We start from the raw sequence: 19,396 nt of genomic DNA on the forward strand, positions 1-19,396 counted from the left end.
TTAAGCTCCAATGAATCCGATACAACTCGAACTATTTAAAATAGATAAACAATGGCAACAAGTAGTAAGACAACATCCATCAGAAACCCTGTTTCTTTGTTTAGGTGAACGGCACGAGGTAAATTTATTTGAAGCTTATTTCAAATACCAGTTAACAGAAGAAAGCCGGACCGACGATATGTTCCTGCTCCATTATCAAGGTTTTAACAACAAAAATGATTATGGTAAAAGTTTAGTGAGGGAGTGGAAAGAAATCTTTGATTTATGGCAGAAAGACACTGGTAAAGGCATTGTTTGGGATGTTGAATCAGGTGACGCAAAAGATTATAAAACAGATGCCTTTGTGCCTGTTATGGCCTTGATAAGGCTTTGTGGTCTTTATCCGGAGTTGAACTCAAAGAAAATATATATTCAGTTGGCACCAACAGTTATTGATGATGTTGTTAGTCTTTCCGAATGGATAAACGAGTGCTGCAGTTGTATTAAAACATTAAATAACCATAATATTAAACTGGTTTATACCGAGCACCATATACACCGTACGTTAAAGAAATTAAAACAGGGAACAGAATTTAAGCTCAATATAGATGTAAGCCAGTTGATGCAGAATGCCGCGGCGCATACCAACCGCGAAAAAAACGATCCTGAAGCCGATTACCAGCAACAGATATTGATTGCTAGTAATTATTTGAGTAAAGGGAAACATGAGCAGGCCAATGCAGTTTTGGAACGCGCCATTGTGATTGCCCAGAAACAAGGGTTGCAAGAAGCTGTTGTTGCTGCAAGGATTATGCTGGCACAGAGTTTAGCGATAAAAAACAAAAAAAACGAAGCGCGCCAACAATACGAAATGGCTTTGGCCCGGGCCGGAGAGCGCTCACAGCTAAGTGCACATATCCATATGAGTTATGGCAGCTTTTTATTAGCGCATGCCGGTAAAGATGAAGCTAAAAAGTACTTCGAAAAAGCAATTAAGATTGCCGAAATGATTGAAAACAATTTTATCGCCATGGAATGCACCCGTTTGCTTGGCCAGCTTTCGGAGAGTAAAATAACAGGTTCTTCAAAAGCAATGACGTATTATGTTAGATGCCTGGAAATTGCGAAGAAAATGCCGATAGAAAAACGGCGACAAAGTTCGATGGCTTATACCGCATCGATTATGTTAAAAAAATATGGAGAAGGAAGTCCTGAGGGCAAAAAACTAGATCTGGAGATGAGACAGGATTATGGAGAAGACTGGAAATCGATGGCAGAAGTGCCCGCGAACCACGCCAATCCATTGTCGTAAAGATGATCGGCAATAAAATGAAAATAACATTGCCTTAAAAAACTATACGGATGAAAAAAGTAAAAGCAAGTAAACCGAATATGGCTATCGATAGGTCAATCAGCCTATCTGCGAGTTTAACCAAAGCCGAACCAAAAGCTGTAGGTAGCGGCGGCGGTGGAGCTGTTGCTCCGGGAAGTAATCCGCCTGCAGCAAAAAGTACGTTAAAGCTTTTAACAGCCAAAAAACCCGCAATGGCCAATACAGCTGTGCAGCATGTTAGTAAACATTTTGATGTGGTGCTGGCGATCGATTTTCATTGGACAACCATTCCCATTCCTCCATCTTTCGGATTCATACCCTTGCCCTTACCCCATCCGTTCATTGGCATGGTGTTCGATCCGATGGACTACCTGCGGTTTAACATTCCTATTCCAAAATTTGCACAAGGTTTAATTGGTGCGGCCAGCATCCCGATGGGCGGCTCTATTTTTGTACATGGCAGACATAAAGCCACTACAACTACCAGTGTAATGGGGGTTTTACTTCCGTTTAGACACATCAGTTCCATACCGGTTTATTTTATTGTAAATATTCCGGGTTCGCCACACGAAGGCGAAGTGTATTGGGGTTCTACTACTGTAAAAGGGCAGGGATCAGAAATGAGTGGTTCTAATCCCGGCCAGGTACTAACCTGTTGGTGCCCGCCAATGGGTTTAAAACCATTGCCTACCGTACCTGGTAAGTTAAAGAAAAATCCATTGGCTTATTTCGCTTTTTATAGTGATTTATTAAGCATGTATGTGCAGATTAATACCGGTAAACCCGTATTGGTTGGTGGTAAATTTGCACCGCATAATTACACACTGAAAGAATATTTAATGCGCTTTGCCGCTATTGGTATTATGAGGGGACTTACCAAATTGGGCGGGGCTTTATCTAAGGCGGCATTAAATGGCGTGAAAAAAATGCTTGCCAAAATGTTTGCTGGAGGCAACCCGCTAAAAAAACTGAAATGCCACTTTGGTTTTGAGCCTGTCAATTTCGTTACAGGAGCCATGTTCTTCGAATGGACGGATTTTGAGCTGCCGGGCGGTCAAACACTGGCCTGGAATAATGTATGGCGCAGCGACAAACCCTACGCGGGTATGTTAGGTAATCAGGTATATAACAATTACGACCTTTACATTTACCCTGATGCTGAAGCTGGAATCGTAGGGTTTAACCACCCCACCGAAAATATGGTGATGCCTTTACCTTATATCGAAGCATATTCAGGTAAACAATACGACCGTGCCCAGAAACTCTGGATGGAAAGGCCTGATGAAAATACCTGGGTGCTTACCATCGATCAGGATATTTATACTTACATACTTTTTAGTGGCGGCCCAGATGGTGATATCTATCGCGTCAATCAGATCGAATACAGCAGCGGTACCAGCCTTACATTTTATTATCAAAAACAACTTTTATCCCGCATTGTCGAAAATTCAGGTCGTGCGCTCGAAATGCAGCACAACGAATCTGCTAGCGCCATTAAAGCCGTTTATTATCACTATAAAAATACCAGCGATTTGTTGGCGACTTACGATTATGATCAGCGGGGCAATATGATCAAAGTATATGATCGGGCTGGTAAGGCCATCAGCTTTGAGTATGATGAGAACAACCGTGTAGTGAAAAGAACGAACCGGAACAATATGGTTTATTTCTGGACTTACGATGCAGAAGGCCGTGTAATCCATACCGAAGGTAGGGATGGTTTTATGAGCGGATCGATAAGCTATTTCCCGGAGCAAGGATATAACGAAGTATATTATCGGGATGGAAAAATAGAACGTTATTATTATGATGAGAACGATCTGGTGTACAAAAAAGTAGATGCATTGGGTGGTGAAACCTGGTACGAGTACGATCGCTATAATGAAGAAAAAATGGTTTCCAGTCCTGAGGGTAGGGTAATCGGCTACGAATACGACGACCGGGGCAATATTAAAACTTACCATACCGCAGATGGCGAACAATACCAGTACGCATGTGATGAAAACAATAACCTCATTCTGAGGAGTGATCCGGCTGGATCGAATGAAACGTGGCTATATAACGAGCAGAACCAATTGCTTAAACATGTACAAAAAGACAATAGGGTAGTCGATTTTTATTATACCGAAGGGCAAAAATTACCGGTGTTTTGCCGTGATCATGAAGGGCATGAAGTCCATTGGACTTATAACAGTTTAAACCAGGTGATCGAATCGGTTTCGAGCGAAGGCAATATCCGCCGCTGGACTTACGATAATTACGGGCGGTTGATCCGTTTTAGTCCTGACGGTAATCAAACTACGGTTTGGGAGCGTGATGAAATGGGCCGTGTTATCCTGGTGAAAGAGTTTGGTGAAGAGCCTTTACGTTTCGAATACGACGCTTATGATCTTCCGGTTTACGCTACTGATGGCCGTGAAGAATGGTACATGGCTTATACCCCAATGGGTAGCCTAAAAACAGAAAAGAGAAGCAGCAATTCATCACATCAAAACACCCAGACGCTTAATTTTACCTATGATAAATGGGAAAATTTAAAGGCCATTACCAACGAAAAAGGCGAAGAATATCTCTTTTTAAGGGATGCCAACGATGATGTGGTAAAGGAAATCGGTTTCGATGGGCAAGAACAACAACATATCCGCAACCAGGATGGGCAGATTATTAAAACTATACAGGCAGATGGTAAAGCCGTTTACCACAATTACGACTTAAGTGGGCGTTTAGTGTATAGCAGCTATGAAGATGGTACTTATGAAGCTTTCCAGTACAATAAACTTGGTTTGCTTATTGCTGCAGAAAATGAACATTCATCGGTTAATTTTAAGCGCAATCTACTGGGTATGGTTAGCCAGGAAATACAGGATGGCTACCAGATCAATTATCAATACGATGTTTTTGGGAACCTGATCAGTTTAAAAAGTTCATTGGGTGCCGATATTCAATACGATTATGATGAAATAGGTTATCTGAATGGTATTGCAGCGAAATGTGGCGGATCAGCAGAATGGACAGCAAGCATTGGCCGGAATAAAAACGGACAGGAAACCAGCCGCAGTTTAAGCGGTGGGGTTAGGGCGACATTCGATTATGACCACGAAGGCCATCCAATCAGCCAAAAGGTTGAGACCAGTCGTTCTATCACTGCTTTTAAACAATATGCCTGGGGGCCAAATGATAAACTCAATAGCTGCTTAAATAGCATTACAGGTGGAAGTATCAATTATAGGTACGATACTTTTGGTAGTTTGGCTTCGGCAAGTTACAGTGATGATGGCAAAGTGATTTATAAAAATCCTGATGAAATAGGGAACTTATATAAAACCGCAGACCGCAGTGACAGGCGTTACGATAAAGGTGGCAAATTGCTTAAAGATGATCAATGGTATTACCGTTACGATGCCAAAGGTAACCTCGTACAGAAAAGTAAGCGTAATATTATCGGTCTGGCCAAAGAGGAAGTTTCTCAACCAGAAGACAATGGTCTGTTTGGTAAAAAATTAAACTGGGGAATGGCCAATCCTGAAATTCCCAAAGCGGAAGCGCTGGATATCCTGGCAGATGCCGAACCGGATTTGCCAGAATGGAAAGAAGGCGACTGGGCTTATGCCTGGGCGGCCAGTGGCATGATGAAAGCGGTTAAAAATCCACAGGGTGAGATCATAAGTTTCGAATACGATGCCTTAGGCAGAAGAAAAGCCAAGATTGTTCATGGCTCCTCCCCAAAAGGGGGAGGCCGGGAGGGGGTGATCTACCGCTATGTTTGGGATGGTAGTTTGTTGCTCCATGAATGGAACTATCGACTTGTTGAACGGCCAAATCTGGTAGTAAACGAAGATGGATTGCTCAGCTACGATAAAACGGAACCGCTGGGCAACGATCTAATTACCTGGGTGTACGATCAGAATAAATTTACCCCTAGTGCCAAAATCATTAACGGCCAATATTATTCTATCATTAGCGATTATTTGGGTACACCTGTACAGGCTTTTGATAATACAGGTAAAAAAGTGTGGGATTGCGAAGTTGATATTTATGGGAAAATACGTAAACTTAGCGGTGATCGGGAATTTGTACCATTCCGGTATCAGGGGCAGTATGAGGATGTAGAAACAGGATTATATTATAACCGTTTTAGATATTATGATCCGGAAAGTGGGACATATGTAAGCAAGGATCCTATTGGTTTGTTTGGTAATAACCCTAACTTTTACGGATATGTTAGTGATAATAATTATTATGTCGATGTATTTGGATTAATTAATGAATTTGGAATAGCTGGTTATGGCAGCCCGGTACATGCAAAGGATGGCCTTTCTGCTCATGAGCTATTACAAAATGCTTGGTTGAGAAATAATGGAGTAATTGCCGGAAGAACTGCTGGCATTGCGTCAACAAATCCGGCAATGGCATTACAGGAAAATGCTATGCACAAAACAATTTCTAAACTTCAAAGGCAGTATGGGTTACATAATCCTAATGTGCTAAAAAAAATGACTGCTTTGCAAAATATTAATCGAAATACGGCAATAACTAGAAGAGGTATATATGATGATTTAGTGAATAATAGAGGGTGGGAACCTGCAAATGCTAAAGAATTTGCGACTAAAAAGGCACTAGAGTTACGGAGCGAGGCGATAGATTTTGCAAAAACAAACAAATTAATTAAATGTAACTAACTTTAATAATATGATTTCCAACGATAAAATTTCAAAAATAGATGAATATTCATCGAAATTAAGAGGCCGTTTAGGTGGTAATATTCCCATAGAATTTGAGCATCGGGAAGTAGAAATAAAAGGGTACCAATTTTATTTATGTGTTGAAAATCCTTTGACACAGAATAAGATGATTTCAATTTTCTTACCCAAAGATTATGATTTAATGATAGATCATAACATCTATCCCGACTGTAGTATTAAATTATTTGTTCACGACTATACTGATGAGAGTGAAAATGAAAATTATACAAATAAAAATATTAATAAAAGTTCGTTAACCCCATTTTCAATCGTTAATGGTGATGATTTAGGCTTAATTAGAATTGGTGATAGTCCCCGTTTATTACAAGATGAGAATTATTACTTTGAAAAAATTGAGGAGGATGGATATAATTTCTTGATGCAGATAGATGAAGATTATTATTCCGACAATACGCTAAATGGAGATTATCCTTTAGGTTACGGGGCTATTTACATATACAGTAAAAAAGAAGATATAATAGTAGGGTTTTTTCAATTTGGATAGCTGAGTATTCATGACCAAAGATTAATAATTACTTGGTTGAAGAAGGATTGTTTAACAAAGCAGAAGATAAAAATTACCAAAAGTGATATTGGATCTGTGAATTGCCTTAGACAGTCTTTTCGCAGACTTTAATCTCCGAACTCAGGAGCGGAAGATTTTATTAAGGCAATAAATTATTACAGAGAATATGATACATTTATTGATTAAGAATGAAACTTCAATTTAGAAATGCGTTGTGCTAGAAGAATATGCGCTTGTTATATCCTACTTAGGATACTATTGTTGACTGAAATATGATCAAATAATGAATCCGATTTCCGGTTATAGCCTAGCACAAACGTCCACATAGAGGGGGCTTGTGCCTTTTAGCGCTAAGTTTATGCTTGCATCAGAAGGTATTCACAAGAATCGTTGGCTCGGTTACGAAAGCATAACTATTTGGCAGCGATTTAATTATCTGGGTGTAAGATAAGAGTAATGCTGCAGAAGATGAAGAGTTTTTCGATGACGAAATACTGAAAGGTGCTTACTAAGTAAATATTATGGAGGCTTTAAACAATATAGAAAGAATAAAACAAGAGATCAATCAGTATTATGAAATGTCTTTTGAAAATGAGATTGAAGATTATTTATTTAATAAAAAATTAAAAGAAAAATTACAAAAAGTCATCATTGATTATAATACTGATGAGATAATAATTCAGAAAGCTCTTTTAATATTAGCTGAAAGTACTGGATGTGATGAAGATCAGGAAATAGCGGATGAAATACTAGATCTTTTATATGATAAAAAGTATATCAAGCAAAAGGATTTAGATTTTTTCTATCAAAATGTAGCAACAAGAAGATGGTTTTAAAACTTCGTTGGTAAAATAGATAATATTGGTGCGACTGGTTAAGATTAAAATTTGGTAGGAGGAAATATATTATAAACGGTCTAGCTCATTAAATTTATTTCACTCATCATGCAACCTATTGAGTCCCATTTGCATCTTGTTTAATATAATCAACTTAGCGCTATTCAAATGAAATATTTTAAAACGTTCTTATTATCCCTTTCGATGCTTTATTGCATCAGTTTACCGGCTAAAGCTACCGCCCTTGATACCCTTCACGTCATTCACGGAGATGAATTTTTACGATATCCCTTTGGTATGTTTCAAGATTTCAAGTCTTTTAAAAATCAAGACATAAGTGTGCTTCGTTCGAAGATTTCATACGTTAGGCCTTATCAAGACGAAAAAAAGGAAGCAACGAGAACATTTAATGTGGGTGGAAGTTTTGTGAGATTTTATGCCAACAAGGATACCAAAAAAATAGAAACGATAAATGCTATCATTTTGAATAAAGGAATGCCACTTCAAAATGACATCATGATCGGAATGGATCGGTCAGACTTTTTAAAAAAACTAAACATCTCTGAAAACGCTAGTAGTAATGCAAGGGTTGTCGAATTGTCGTCAAAAACCGGAGATATCCATCACTACTATGACTTTCAGAACGATAGATTGGTAAGAATTACCATCCTCTCAAAGCTTTTTTATCAGAAAGAATAATGTTGATCAATTTTGGCTAAATGGGAAAAACTTAAAATATTGGGCATCGCGGATTGTTGTACCCTTTTTTCGTTAAAATGAATTTAGCGTACAAACGCGCTAAACCTTATCCTGCAACAACAGTTTAATTACATTTTTTAATGCCGGGTTCCGGTTCGATTCTTTCCAGATCATATACAGCTCAGTTCTTTGTGGAATATGTTTAAGCTCCACAAACTTCACGTTTTCCTGATAGCCATATTGCAGGGCAGTGGGTACAATGGCAATGCCCAAACCTTCTTCAACCAGTTTGTAAATGGTGAGTGCATTAACTGATTTGTGATAGGTTTTGGGTTTAAAACCATGGTCCTCGCAAATGCTCATCATCAGGTCATAGTAAAATGGACTGTCATCACTCGAAAAAAAGATGAAAGGTTCGTTACCCAATTTTTTTACCGCTTCAAAACTTGCCTTTTTCATGGGGTGGCTTTTGGGTAATACCAGAGAAAAAGTATCCTGATGGATCATGTGTTTGGAAATGCCCGGTTTAAACTGTTGCATCCGCACAAAACCTACGTCGAGCATGTCTTTTTCCAATAACTCGACCTGTAACTTATTGGGCATTTCATCCAGGTTAGTTCTGATTTCCGGGAAGTCTTTATTAAGCTTAAAAATCACTTCAGGCACAATTTTTTGTGCCGCTGAGCCTAAAAAACCAATCCTGAGTTCACCCTGTTTGCCCTCATTAATATTGCTGACCTGTTTTTTAATGTTTTCGATATGGCTGAAAAGAAAATCTACCTCATCTTTAAGGTAGAGTCCAGCTTCGGTAAGCTCTACCTTTTTCTTCGTCCGATCGAATAGTGGGGCGTTAAAAATTTCCTCCATTTGTTTAATCTGTCGGCTCAGTCCTGGCTGGGAAATAAAAAGGCGGTCGGCAGCCTTTCTAAATTTCAGTTCCTCGGCCAACACCTGAAAATATTTTAAATGCCTAAGTTCGATTTGATAACCCATGGTTATTACATGATGATGTAATTGGTATTTATAGGTATCAAATATAGGGCTTATTTTTGTTTAAAACCTTTCGAACATGAGCGAGCAACAGATTTTTAATTACGGAACAGATCATTTAACCGCTAAACTGGCTTTGGCCATCAGCAATGGTGAGATCAAAGGCGTATTGAGTGCAGATACCCGGGATAAAGTGCTCGAAAGTAGTAAAGTGGTCGAACGGATTGCCATTTCTGGTAAAGCGGTTTATGGCATCAATACCGGTTTTGGTCCATTATGTACTTCCATGATTTCGGCAGTTGACACCCGTAAATTACAAGAGAATATTTTGAAAAGCCATGCGGTTGGTGTTGGCGAACCAATAGATAGCGAAATAGCTAAACTGATGCTGGTTTTAAAGCTGCAGGCTTTGGCTCAGGGTTATTCGGGTATTCAGATCGAAACGCTCGATCGGATGATCTGGTTTTTGGAAATCGGTGCTACACCAGTAGTGCCCAAACAAGGCTCCGTTGGTGCTTCTGGCGATCTTGCACCCTTGTCGCATCTGTTTTTACCTTTAATTGGTTTAGGTAAGGTGCATTATAGAGATGAAATTATTGCTACAGCCCAGCTTTTAGCAGAATATCAAATGGAGGCTTTGCAATTGGGTCCAAAAGAAGGCCTGGCGTTAATTAACGGTACCCAGTTTATTGCTGCCCATGCAGTTAAAGTGGTACAGCGCCTGGAAAATGTACTCGATGCTGCTAATATTATTGCTGCCATGATGATTGAAGGCCTGCAGGGCTCTGAAAAACCTTTTCATGCAGCGCTTCATCAGTTAAGGCCTTACCCGGCCAATATTGCTGTGGCAGGGCAAGTAAGGAAGCTATTGCAAGGTTCTGAAATTATGAAATCACATGCCGATTGCGCCAAAGTACAAGATCCATATTCATTAAGGTGTATTCCACAGGTGCATGGCGCTTCCAGAACGGCTTGGTTACATTTAAAAGAAGCTTTAGAAATCGAACTGAATTCGGTAACGGATAACCCCGTAATATTTAGCGATGATTTAACGATCAGTGGCGGCAATTTCCATGGTCAGCCCCTGGCTTTACCACTCGATTATGCCTGTTTAGCCGCTTCGGAAATCGGGAACATCAGTGACAGGCGTATTTACCTTTCTTTAGAAGGAAATACTCCCGGCGTGCCTAAACTTTTAATGAAGGAAACCGGATTAAATTCGGGCTTTATGATTGTTCAATATACCTCAGCCGCTTTGGCCAGCGAAAATAAAGGACTTTGTTTCCCTGCCAGTGCCGATAGTATTCCAACTTCTTTGGGGCAGGAAGATCATGTAAGTATGGGTTCCATCAGCGGTCGTAAAGCACTTCAGGTAATTGAAAACGTAGAGAAAATCCTGGGTATCGAACTGTTCTGTGCCGCACAGGCCATTGATTATCATCATCCCTTAAAACCAGGCAAAATAATGGCTGCGGTGCATGATTTTGTGCGGACCGAAATTGATCATTTTGAAGAAGATCAGATCATGTACGACCGCATGGAAAATGCGATCGAAATGGTACAAAAAGGCAGAATTGTAGCTGTTGCAAAAAGGGCTGAGTCGAAATTGAATTAAGAATCTAAAATTACAAAATATGGATTTTAAAGCACAGCTATTGGCGGGGATTCCTTCAGTATTACCAGCAAAAAAGAATAGAGATACAGCATTAAGCCATGCTCCCGTACGGCGGGCAGTTTTAAATACAGAAGAGAAAAAACTGAGCATCAAAAATGCATTGCGTTATTTTCCTGAAGTATGGCATCAGGAACTTGCACAAGAATTTTTAACTGAACTGGAAAATTACGGACATATTTACATGTACCGTTTTAAACCCGATTATGCGATTTATGGAAGACCGATAGCTGAATACCCTTGTTGTACGCCACATGCCGCAGCAATTATGCTCATGATCCAGAATAATCTGGATCCGGCCATCGCACAGCATCCGGAAGAGCTAATTACATATGGTGGAAATGGGAGTGTATTCCAAAACTGGGCACAATATTTATTAACCATGCAGTACCTTGCTACGATGACCGATCGGCAAACGCTGAATATTTATAGCGGACATCCACAGGGCTTATTTCCATCGAGCATTGCCGCACCTCGTGTGGTGGTTACCAATGGCATGATGGTTCCCAATTATTCTGCACCGGAAGATCTTGAAAAATTTAATGCATTAGGTGTAACCCAATATGGGCAAATGACGGCAGGTTCGTACATGTATATTGGTCCACAGGGCATTGTGCACGGAACGGCAATTACTTTAATGAACGCCTTTCGAAAGAAAGGATTTTATGGAAAAGATGTAGCAGGTAAAATCTTTCTCACTGCCGGATTGGGTGGCATGAGCGGTGCACAAACCAAAGCCGGTAATATTGTGGGCTGTATTACGGTTTGCGCTGAAGTTAACCCACAGGCTGCAACAAAAAGACATCAACAGGGTTGGGTAGATGAACTGATCGATAATTTAGATGAACTGGTAAAAAGGATAAAGATTGCTCAGGAAGCAAAAGAAGCTGTATCCCTCGCCTATATTGGCAATGTGGTTGATGTTTGGGAGCGACTTGATGCCGAAAATATTGAGGTAGCCATCGGTTCAGATCAAACATCGCTGCATAACCCATATTCAGGGGGCTATTATCCTGTCGAGTTAAGTTTTGAAGATGCAAATGATATGATGGCAAATGCAGCTGATAAAATCAAAATTTATGTCCGGGATTCGTTAAAAAGGCAGGCTAGAAGCATTAACAATCATACGGCCAAGGGCACATACTTTTTCGATTATGGAAATGCCTTTTTGTTGGAATGCAGTAGGGCAGGTGCAGATGTGATGGCACCAAATGGAGTAGATTTTAGATATCCCTCTTACGTAGAAGATATTCTAGGCCCCTTGTGTTTCGATTATGGTTTTGGTCCGTTTAGGTGGGTATGTGCTTCGGGTGATGAAAAAGATCTCGATTTGACCGATCGAATGGCCAAAGAGGTGATGGAAGAAATTAAATTGACTGCCCCATCCGAAATACAGCAACAGTTACAGGATAACATTAACTGGATTACTGCGGCAAAAGAGAATAAACTCGTGGTTGGCTCAAAGGCCAGGATTTTATACGCAGATTCAGAAGGCCGGGCGAAGATCGCTTTGCGGTTTAATGAGGCGATTAAAACAGGTGAGTTATCAGCATCGGTTATTTTGGGCCGGGATCACCATGATGTAAGTGGAACGGATTCTCCATTTAGGGAGACGAGTAATATCTATGATGGAAGCCGGTTTACGGCCGATATGGCCATTCATAATGTAATAGGTGATAGTTTTAGGGGTGCAACCTGGGTTTCGATCCATAATGGTGGTGGAGTGGGCTGGGGCGAAGTGATAAACGGTGGTTTTGGAATGGTGCTCGATGGAAGTGAACAAGCGGCTGAAAAATTGCAGAATATGCTTTTTTACGACGTGAACAATGGCATTGCCAGAAGAAGCTGGGCCCGTAATAAAGAAGCCCGTTTTGCCATTGAACGCGAAATGAAACGCACGGGTACTTTAAAAATTACGCTGCCGAATTTAGTTGATGATGCGATATTGGATCAATTGGAAATAAATTAGATTTTTGTTGACGAGAAATATATCGTTGTCATTCTGAACGCAGTGAAGAATCTTTTTACACTTAAAGCTGTGTTGATGTGAAAGATTCTTCGTTTCATCCGATAGCTATCGGATCAGAATGACAAACAAAATATAGATTGTGCAGATTTATGCAGTGGCGACTTTCTTAAAATACTCAGCGCCCTTTGCGAAATCTTTGTATTCTTTGCGGTAAAATTAACTCAAAGGCAAAGTAAAATGAAAAACAGAACCCTGGCCTTCTTCACTTTCGGCCCAAATCCGGCCACCATGTCTTTCTATAATTTCGGCACTTAAATAAAGCCCAATGCCAAAGCCAGAAATGGTATGGTTGCCTTGCACTCGGTAATAACGTTCAAACAGTTTCTCAATATCATCAGGTTTTATGCCTATACCTTCATCTTTGATCTGAATCTCGACCTGCGTATCATGCAATTTACAGGTTACTTCGATGCGTGTTCCATTATCCGAATATTTTAATCCGTTACTGATCAGGTTCGAAATTACATTACCAATTTTATCCCGATCGGCATTAAGGGTAACATTACAGGTTGGATTTAATATAATCTGATGCGACGATTGCGAAATATAAGTTTCCTCGATGGTTTCTTTCAGTAGCTCATCCAGGTTAAAGTTGCTTTTTTCGATCAGCAGTTTGCCCGACTCCAAACGGGATACATTTAAGAAACCATTAATCATAGTTGTCATTTTCCTGATCTGGCTATGTGCTTTATCTAATGCAATAATCGCATACTGATCTTCGTCTTTTTTAGCCTTACGCTGTAAAACCTGAACAAATCCATTGATGGCCGTTAATGGGGTTTTTAATTCATGACTCACCATTCCAATGAAGTCATTTTTACGCAATTCATCAAGTTTCTGTTCGGTAATATCAATAAAAAGCCCCGAATACTCTGTAGCGTTGCCATGTTGATCTTCGAACACACGTCCGGTTGCCCTAACCCATTTTTCTTCGCCAGTAATTAAATTATTGATAGGATATTCATTGTCGCTCGATAAATGATTGTTCAAAGCATTTTCTAATGCGGCATTGAGCATGTTGTGGTACTCTGGATTGATGGCTTTTATAATCGTCTCCATCTTAGCAGGTTCATCATGCGGTAAGCCAAGTAAATTTTTAACGAAACCCGACGTGGTCACTTCGAGGGTCTTTGGGTTTATGCTCCAGGTACCCATCCTGCCGGTATCAATAGCCTGAAGTAGCTTTTCTTCGCTATCAGCCAATTTTTTGGTATATTGGATCAGGTCTTCGTGTGTTTGGGCCAGTTCTTCGTTGGTGGTAGCCAGTTCTTCATTTGCTGCCGCCATTTCCATGTTGATATCCTGAAGTTCTTCCTGGTAGATTTTTCGTTCCGTAATATCAGGACTCACCGTAGCAATTGCGGTTACTTCATCCGTTTTTTCATTTTTAATCGCGAAGCCATTCCATTCAATCCAAAACGGATTTCCGGTTTTTTCATTCCAGAAGCGGATTTCCTGTCTGAAATTGATGCGCTGCAAAATTCCAGGTAAAAGTTTTTGGGCTGCGGGCCTGTCGGCAGGGAAAACACAATCTAAAATGGTCCTGTTAACAATATTCGCCCAGCCTAATTTTTTTAAGGCCGCAGGATTCAAATATTGGATAGACAGATCTAATCTGGCTAAAGCGATAAATTCGGAACTGGCTTCAATGAGTTTATTTAAATTCAACCGTTCCAGTTCGATCAGTTTCCTTTCGGTGATATCAATACAAGAACTGATGTAACCGGCAAAAGATCCGTCGGCATGGAAACGGGGCGGGCCATTGGCAAGCAGCCATCGGTAATCACCTTTTTTGGTCAGGATTCTAAACTCACCGGTAAATGCTTTTTTTTCGGCCAGGGCCGAAAGGTAAATATTTAAATACCCTTCGCGGTCTTCAGGATGGATCAGATCCGCCCAGCCAAAGGCCAGGAGATCGTTCATCGTTCGGCCAGTTAATACGGTCCAGGGTTTGTTGAAATAAATCGCGCTTCCATTTTCATCGCCAACGGCAATGAAAATATCGGTTCCCTCGGCCATGGTTTTGAAACGTTTTTCGCTTTCCGAAAGTTGGTTAAAACGTTCAACAACCCTTAATTCGAGTTCATTATTTAAAACATGTAAAGTTTCTTGTGTTTCCTGTAGTTCTTCGTTTGTGGCCACAAGCTCTTCGTTGGTAGCGGCCAGTTCTTCTACCGTGGCGGCTAGCTCTTCGTTCAGGGCCTGCTCGCGCTGTAGTGCTTCAGCTTTCTCACGTTCTCTTTCTACTGCTTCCTGTCTTAATACGCGTTCACTTACATCAATTGCAGTATGTAAAATGCAGATGGTTTTTCCTTCTCCGTTTTTTATAGCACGATATTCAAAATCAAAATAAAAGGTTTTCAGCTCACCGTCAATCATGATGTCGGCAGCAGTATCTTTTCCGGCAATTACGAGGCCTTCGAGCCATACCTTCCTAAACATATCGATAAAAGGTTGTCCTTTTAATTCGGGCAAGGCATCTTCGAGCGATTTTCCGATCACACTTCTATCTTTCCCCCAAATCCTGAGCATCGCATCATTTGCCGCTTGTATAACGGCATTTTCTCCAACATGCACCGCTGTTGCTGTATGGGTTAGATTAAAAACTTCTATTAATTGATCGTTACTTAAAAGATGACTGGATTGACTCATTATGGAATTTTAGGGATGATCTAAAATAAATATTTTATCTAAGTTTCAAAATAATGACCAACCTAAGTAGGATCATTTTTTATAGAAACTATATACTAACCATAACCTCCTTAAAAAGGTTTTTAATTATATGAATTTCTGATGCGTATTGCGTGTTTTTTCTACATCCAAAGTATAAAGTGTTGGTGAGTTTTGATGTGCCTTCCCAAATCACCTTGACCTTTCCATCTTCAACTTCTTTTCTGCAAAGGAAATCGGGAATAATCGCCAGGCCATTCCCACCCGATAGGCAGCGCACAATCGAATTGAGGTTGGGCACAATATAATTAGGTCGGAAATCAGCATGTTTGCCGAAATTAAGTTGCCAAAAACGTAAAAGGTGCTCCATGTCGCCTGCGGTGCCGTACCATTTCTGTTGTTTTAACCAGGCTTCCATTCCCGAAAGATCTTTCTTTTTCACCAACGAATCGAAAGTCTGTCCGTCTGTTTCTATGCCCCCTACCAGAACGATGGTTTCAGAAGAAAAAGCTTCATGTTCGATGTTTGGCGAATTCCCTTTTTGAGGCGTAATGATCAGGTCTAAAATACCTTTGTCTAATTGATCAAGCATCTCCGGATACTCGCCAAAACGGATAATCACGTTAAAAGGCAAGGTCGAAATATATTGTTCGAGTGTGATCTGAAAAGTTTCGAAGCACATGCCCACGCTAATGGTGGGGGTATGTTTCTCCGTACTTTTTTGGAAGTGTTTTTCAGCATCCTCGAGTTTGCTGAGCGGTTCTACGATGAAATTATACAATACTTTACCCTTTTCGGTAGGGATCATTTTCCGGCCTGTACGTTCGAAAAGTTTATAACCCACATAACTTTCTAAAGAACTTAAGTGTAAACTTACTCCAGGTTGCGAAATAAACAGGTTTTCTGCTGCGCCCGTTAAGGTTCCTGTTTTATAAATCGCCTTAAAACTTCTATACCACTCTAAATTAACCATAATCCTGTTATTATAATTCTGATATAAATCTATGAATTAACTTGTTTTAATAATAGGTTTAGGCGCTGTAATTTTGTCTTATCAAAATAGAAAACGAAATGAGAAAAATATTCATCATCAACGGCGGACAAAAATTTGGTCACTCTGGAGGCCTGTTTAACGAAACAATAGCCAACGCCACAGCCGATTTCTTTTCATCAGCAGAAGGATTTGAAGTGAAAACAACAAACATTAACCACAATTACAACCCAAAGGAAGAAGTAGAGAAATATGTTTGGGCCGATGTGGTGATATATCATACCCCGATCTGGTGGTTCCAGTTGCCACATGGATTTAAAAAGTACATTGATGTAGTCTTTACCGAAGGCCATAAGAAAGGGATTTATGTAAGTGATGGCCGTAAAGCGGATAACCCAACCCGGAATTATGGTACCGGTGGCATGTTGCATGGTCGGAAATATATGGTAACTTCATCATGGAACGCGCCAAAAGAAGCCTTTACACTTCCTGAAGAGTTTTTTATGGAAACGAGTGTAGATGACGGCGTGTTATTCGGTTTCCATAGAATGAATGCTTTTACCGGAATGGAAAGGATAGATGGCATTCATTTTCACGACGTGGAAAAAAACGCCGATATCATCAGTGCCCTTAAGTTACATCAGGAACATTTAACCCAAATTTTTTTAAATACAGAAGTATATGAGCATTTATCTAACAGCAATAGTTAAAAGTAAAAAAGAAACCATTACAGCTTTAAGGGCTGTATTATTGGATATGGTCGAAAATTCGCGCAAAGAAGAAGCCTGTATCCAATACGATCTGCACGAGTCTGCAAGCAACCGTACTTTCATTTTTCAGGAAGAATGGAAAGATCAACCGAGTTTAGATGTACACAATAAACAACCCTATATTTTAGCCTTTGTTGAACAGGCCGCTACACTTACAGAAGATATTGTAATTTACAAAACAGAAAAACTGGCTTAGTTATAATTTAGCTCGCCTGGCGGTTAAGGAAGAGCCGGCTGAGGCGATCACCACAAAAGCCACTGCAAAACATTCTTTTAGCGAGAGGTATTCGTGTAGGAAAACCAGGGCTGCCAACGATGCCATAGCGGGTTCAAGGCTCATTAGAATACTAAAAGTCCTGGCGGGAAGCTGTTTAAGTGCCCTCATTTCGAGGGTAAAAGGAATGGCGCTTGATAATAGCGCAAGCGCTGCTCCTAAACCTAGTAATTTAGGGTTCAAAGTACCTAAGCCACCACCATAAATCCCAAAGGGCAAAATAACTATGGTCGCAAATAACATCCCAATGGCCACGGCATCGCCACCTTTCATGATTTTGGAAATCCTACCTCCGAGTATAATATAAGCTGCCCAAAATACACCCGCCAAAAGTGCCAGTAGTACTCCTCCAACATTTAAACCGGTGCTTGTCCAGGGAGCAATTAGTGCAATCCCTGTGGCGGCCAGTATTACCCAAAGAAAATCAACAGGTTTTTTCGACCCGAAAATGGCCAGTCCTAACGGCCCAACAAATTCTAGGGTTACGCCTAAACCAATTGGAATGCGGGCAATGGCCATATAAAATACCATGTTCATTACGCCTAAACAAACGCCATATAAAATTACGTATTTCCACTGTTTGGCATTTAATTTAAGCAGGTTTGGCCGGAAAGCAATCAATAAGATCACAGCAGATAAACCGATCCTTAAAGATGCAGTTGCTGCTGCCCCGATCTGCGGGAAAAGCCCTTTTGCAATTGCCGCCCCACACTGCACACTGATAATTGACAGTAAAACAGCTGGTATTGGTGGAATATTGATTTTGCTTTTCATCAGGGCTCGTAAATGAGGCGCAAAATTACGGAATTATAACTTTCCTATTTTTTTTAAATAAAAAAGGGAGAATCAGATTATACCAATTCTCCCTGTTCTGTGTTTTAAGGTTCTTAACTGAACAATTCCTGCTCGTCTCGGTTTTCAGTTGGGATCTTTTTTAAGAAATCGTCAAAAGATGGCCCTTCGTTATCTGAATAGATGCCATAAGCATCTAATATATACCCAATATTTTTATCCTGATCTTCTAAAAGATAAAGCACAGAGTTATCTGCCGGATCTGAATCTCCCTCAAAGCGGTAGGTTTTAACGATAGTCAAATCCTCAGGCTTGTAAATTTTACCCAACGATTTACTTTGCATCTTACCGTGATCAGACATTTTAAGTTCATTATCTTTTCCTTTCAGCCTCAATTTCTCCAAAATTTGACTCAAAGTATTCATTGCAGTTGGCTGTTCCATAGTTATACGATTTTATACTGATTAAACAAGTGGTAATGCAAATGGTTTTACCTGTATCTGTTTTAGATCAAACTAAATGATTGTCAATGTGTTTCGTATGTGAACTAAATTTTAATAAAATGAAAAAATACCTTTTAAGCTTAGCCGTTGCGGGTCTTGCATTTGTAAGTGCCTGTACCAAAACCGACAAAGAAATTGCTCAGGCAACATTAACCGAAACTGCTGATAACACCAAAACCATTGGTACAGTGAAATTTTACGAATTGAGTGATGGAAAAATTAAAATGGATATTGAGATGAATTTTGCGGCACGTGCCGACAGCAATGTTGCGGTACACTTTCACGAACACGGCGATTGTAGCAATATGGGCGAAAATACACACGGCCATTGGAATCCAACCAAAGAGGTCCACGGAAAATGGGGTTCTGCAGCTTATCATAGTGGTGATATTGGCAATATTAAACTGGACAGTAAAGGCCACGCCACACTTTCGGTATCCACTGATAGATGGAGCATTAAAGAAGGCGATATTAAAAATATTATAGGTCGTGGCATTATTGTGCATGGCGGTACCGACGATTATACCACTCAACCGACAGGCAACTCGGGGCCAAGGGTAGGTTGCGGGGTGATTGAGGCGGTGAAGTAA

At 40.2% G+C, this 19,396-nt stretch carries 15 protein-coding genes; 10 read left to right on the forward strand and 5 right to left on the reverse strand.

The window, feature by feature from the left end; genetic code table 11:
- Positions 1-10: 10 nt before the first annotated feature.
- The 5 genes from R2S57_RS02290 to R2S57_RS02310 all read left to right on the forward strand — a co-directional run bounded on the left by R2S57_RS02290 (position 11) and on the right by R2S57_RS02310 (position 8,115).
- The gene (locus R2S57_RS02290) at positions 11-1,291 is read left to right on the forward strand and encodes a hypothetical protein (protein ID WP_316843490.1); all 1,281 of its coding nucleotides are present in this window, start codon (positions 11-13) and stop codon (positions 1,289-1,291) included.
- Between the two features lie 50 nt (positions 1,292-1,341).
- Entirely contained in the window at positions 1,342-5,991 is a 4,650-nt protein-coding gene (locus R2S57_RS02295) for an RHS repeat-associated core domain-containing protein (RefSeq protein WP_316843491.1), read from the forward strand.
- A gap of 10 nt (positions 5,992-6,001) precedes the next feature.
- Positions 6,002-6,559, forward strand: coding sequence for a hypothetical protein (locus R2S57_RS02300; protein ID WP_316843492.1), 558 nt, complete (start codon positions 6,002-6,004; stop codon positions 6,557-6,559).
- 542 nt (positions 6,560-7,101) lie between these two features.
- The gene (locus tag R2S57_RS02305; protein WP_316843493.1) at positions 7,102-7,416 is read left to right on the forward strand and encodes a hypothetical protein; all 315 of its coding nucleotides are present in this window, start codon (positions 7,102-7,104) and stop codon (positions 7,414-7,416) included.
- A gap of 168 nt (positions 7,417-7,584) precedes the next feature.
- The gene (locus R2S57_RS02310; protein ID WP_316843494.1) at positions 7,585-8,115 is read left to right on the forward strand and encodes a hypothetical protein; all 531 of its coding nucleotides are present in this window, start codon (positions 7,585-7,587) and stop codon (positions 8,113-8,115) included.
- A 99-nt stretch (positions 8,116-8,214) separates the two neighbouring features.
- Here R2S57_RS02310 and R2S57_RS02315 read toward each other — a convergent pair whose 3' ends face one another.
- The gene (locus R2S57_RS02315) at positions 8,215-9,108 is read right to left on the reverse strand and encodes a LysR family transcriptional regulator (protein ID WP_316843495.1); all 894 of its coding nucleotides are present in this window, start codon (positions 9,106-9,108) and stop codon (positions 8,215-8,217) included.
- Between the two features lie 76 nt (positions 9,109-9,184).
- Here R2S57_RS02315 and hutH point away from each other — a divergent pair, with 76 nt between their 5' ends.
- Both hutH and R2S57_RS02325 read left to right on the forward strand, forming a co-directional pair.
- A complete protein-coding gene (hutH, locus tag R2S57_RS02320) occupies positions 9,185-10,720 on the forward strand; it encodes a histidine ammonia-lyase (RefSeq protein WP_316843496.1) in 1,536 nt (511 codons plus the stop codon).
- A gap of 19 nt (positions 10,721-10,739) precedes the next feature.
- Entirely contained in the window at positions 10,740-12,746 is a 2,007-nt protein-coding gene (locus R2S57_RS02325; RefSeq protein ID WP_316843497.1) for a urocanate hydratase, read from the forward strand.
- 216 nt (positions 12,747-12,962) lie between these two features.
- Here R2S57_RS02325 and R2S57_RS02330 read toward each other — a convergent pair whose 3' ends face one another.
- Together R2S57_RS02330 and R2S57_RS02335 are read right to left on the reverse strand one after the other, a co-directional pair.
- Positions 12,963-15,458, reverse strand: a complete 2,496-nt coding sequence (locus tag R2S57_RS02330) for a PAS domain S-box protein (RefSeq protein ID WP_316843498.1) — start codon at positions 15,456-15,458, stop codon at positions 12,963-12,965.
- 88 nt (positions 15,459-15,546) lie between these two features.
- Complete coding sequence (locus tag R2S57_RS02335; protein ID WP_316843499.1) at positions 15,547-16,449, reverse strand: LysR family transcriptional regulator; 903 nt, start codon at positions 16,447-16,449, stop codon at positions 15,547-15,549.
- A gap of 98 nt (positions 16,450-16,547) precedes the next feature.
- On the opposite strand from R2S57_RS02335, the gene R2S57_RS02340 reads away from it, so the two are divergent.
- Together R2S57_RS02340 and R2S57_RS02345 are read left to right on the forward strand one after the other, a co-directional pair.
- Complete coding sequence (locus R2S57_RS02340) at positions 16,548-17,177, forward strand: NAD(P)H-dependent oxidoreductase (RefSeq protein WP_316843500.1); 630 nt, start codon at positions 16,548-16,550, stop codon at positions 17,175-17,177.
- Positions 17,149-17,433: a putative quinol monooxygenase gene (locus R2S57_RS02345; RefSeq protein ID WP_316843501.1), complete on the forward strand. Its 285-nt coding sequence runs from the start codon at positions 17,149-17,151 to the stop codon at positions 17,431-17,433. The genes R2S57_RS02340 and R2S57_RS02345 overlap by 29 nt, the downstream gene beginning before the upstream one ends.
- On the opposite strand, the gene R2S57_RS02350 is transcribed toward R2S57_RS02345, so the two are convergent.
- Positions 17,434-18,285 (reverse strand): DMT family transporter, encoded by an 852-nt coding sequence (locus R2S57_RS02350; RefSeq protein WP_316843502.1) that lies wholly within the window; start codon positions 18,283-18,285, stop codon positions 17,434-17,436.
- Between the two features lie 113 nt (positions 18,286-18,398).
- The gene (locus R2S57_RS02355) at positions 18,399-18,746 is read right to left on the reverse strand and encodes a hypothetical protein (protein WP_316843503.1); all 348 of its coding nucleotides are present in this window, start codon (positions 18,744-18,746) and stop codon (positions 18,399-18,401) included.
- Positions 18,747-18,865: 119 nt separating this feature from the next.
- Between R2S57_RS02355 and R2S57_RS02360 the strand changes: the two genes are divergently transcribed.
- Positions 18,866-19,396, forward strand: a complete 531-nt coding sequence (locus tag R2S57_RS02360) for a superoxide dismutase family protein (protein WP_316843504.1) — start codon at positions 18,866-18,868, stop codon at positions 19,394-19,396.

Origin of the sequence: Pedobacter psychrodurus (assembly GCF_032678585.1) — a bacterium.
Lineage (GTDB): Bacteria > Bacteroidota > Bacteroidia > Sphingobacteriales > Sphingobacteriaceae > Pedobacter > Pedobacter psychrodurus_A.

Bases quoted from the DNA above. Each gene is read 5' to 3' on its own strand.
- R2S57_RS02290 (WP_316843490.1), top strand. From the start codon at position 11: ATGAATCCGATACAACTCGAACTATTTAAAATAGATAAACAATGGCAA.
- R2S57_RS02295 (WP_316843491.1), top strand. From the start codon at position 1,342: ATGAAAAAAGTAAAAGCAAGTAAACCGAATATGGCTATCGATAGGTCA.
- R2S57_RS02300 (WP_316843492.1), top strand. From the start codon at position 6,002: ATGATTTCCAACGATAAAATTTCAAAAATAGATGAATATTCATCGAAA.
- R2S57_RS02305 (WP_316843493.1), top strand. From the start codon at position 7,102: ATGGAGGCTTTAAACAATATAGAAAGAATAAAACAAGAGATCAATCAG.
- R2S57_RS02310 (WP_316843494.1), top strand. From the start codon at position 7,585: ATGAAATATTTTAAAACGTTCTTATTATCCCTTTCGATGCTTTATTGC.
- R2S57_RS02315 (WP_316843495.1), bottom strand. From the start codon at position 9,108: ATGGGTTATCAAATCGAACTTAGGCATTTAAAATATTTTCAGGTGTTG.
- hutH (WP_316843496.1), top strand. From the start codon at position 9,185: ATGAGCGAGCAACAGATTTTTAATTACGGAACAGATCATTTAACCGCT.
- R2S57_RS02325 (WP_316843497.1), top strand. From the start codon at position 10,740: ATGGATTTTAAAGCACAGCTATTGGCGGGGATTCCTTCAGTATTACCA.
- R2S57_RS02330 (WP_316843498.1), bottom strand. From the start codon at position 15,458: ATGAGTCAATCCAGTCATCTTTTAAGTAACGATCAATTAATAGAAGTT.
- R2S57_RS02335 (WP_316843499.1), bottom strand. From the start codon at position 16,449: ATGGTTAATTTAGAGTGGTATAGAAGTTTTAAGGCGATTTATAAAACA.
- R2S57_RS02340 (WP_316843500.1), top strand. From the start codon at position 16,548: ATGAGAAAAATATTCATCATCAACGGCGGACAAAAATTTGGTCACTCT.
- R2S57_RS02345 (WP_316843501.1), top strand. From the start codon at position 17,149: ATGAGCATTTATCTAACAGCAATAGTTAAAAGTAAAAAAGAAACCATT.
- R2S57_RS02350 (WP_316843502.1), bottom strand. From the start codon at position 18,285: ATGAAAAGCAAAATCAATATTCCACCAATACCAGCTGTTTTACTGTCA.
- R2S57_RS02355 (WP_316843503.1), bottom strand. From the start codon at position 18,746: ATGGAACAGCCAACTGCAATGAATACTTTGAGTCAAATTTTGGAGAAA.
- R2S57_RS02360 (WP_316843504.1), top strand. From the start codon at position 18,866: ATGAAAAAATACCTTTTAAGCTTAGCCGTTGCGGGTCTTGCATTTGTA.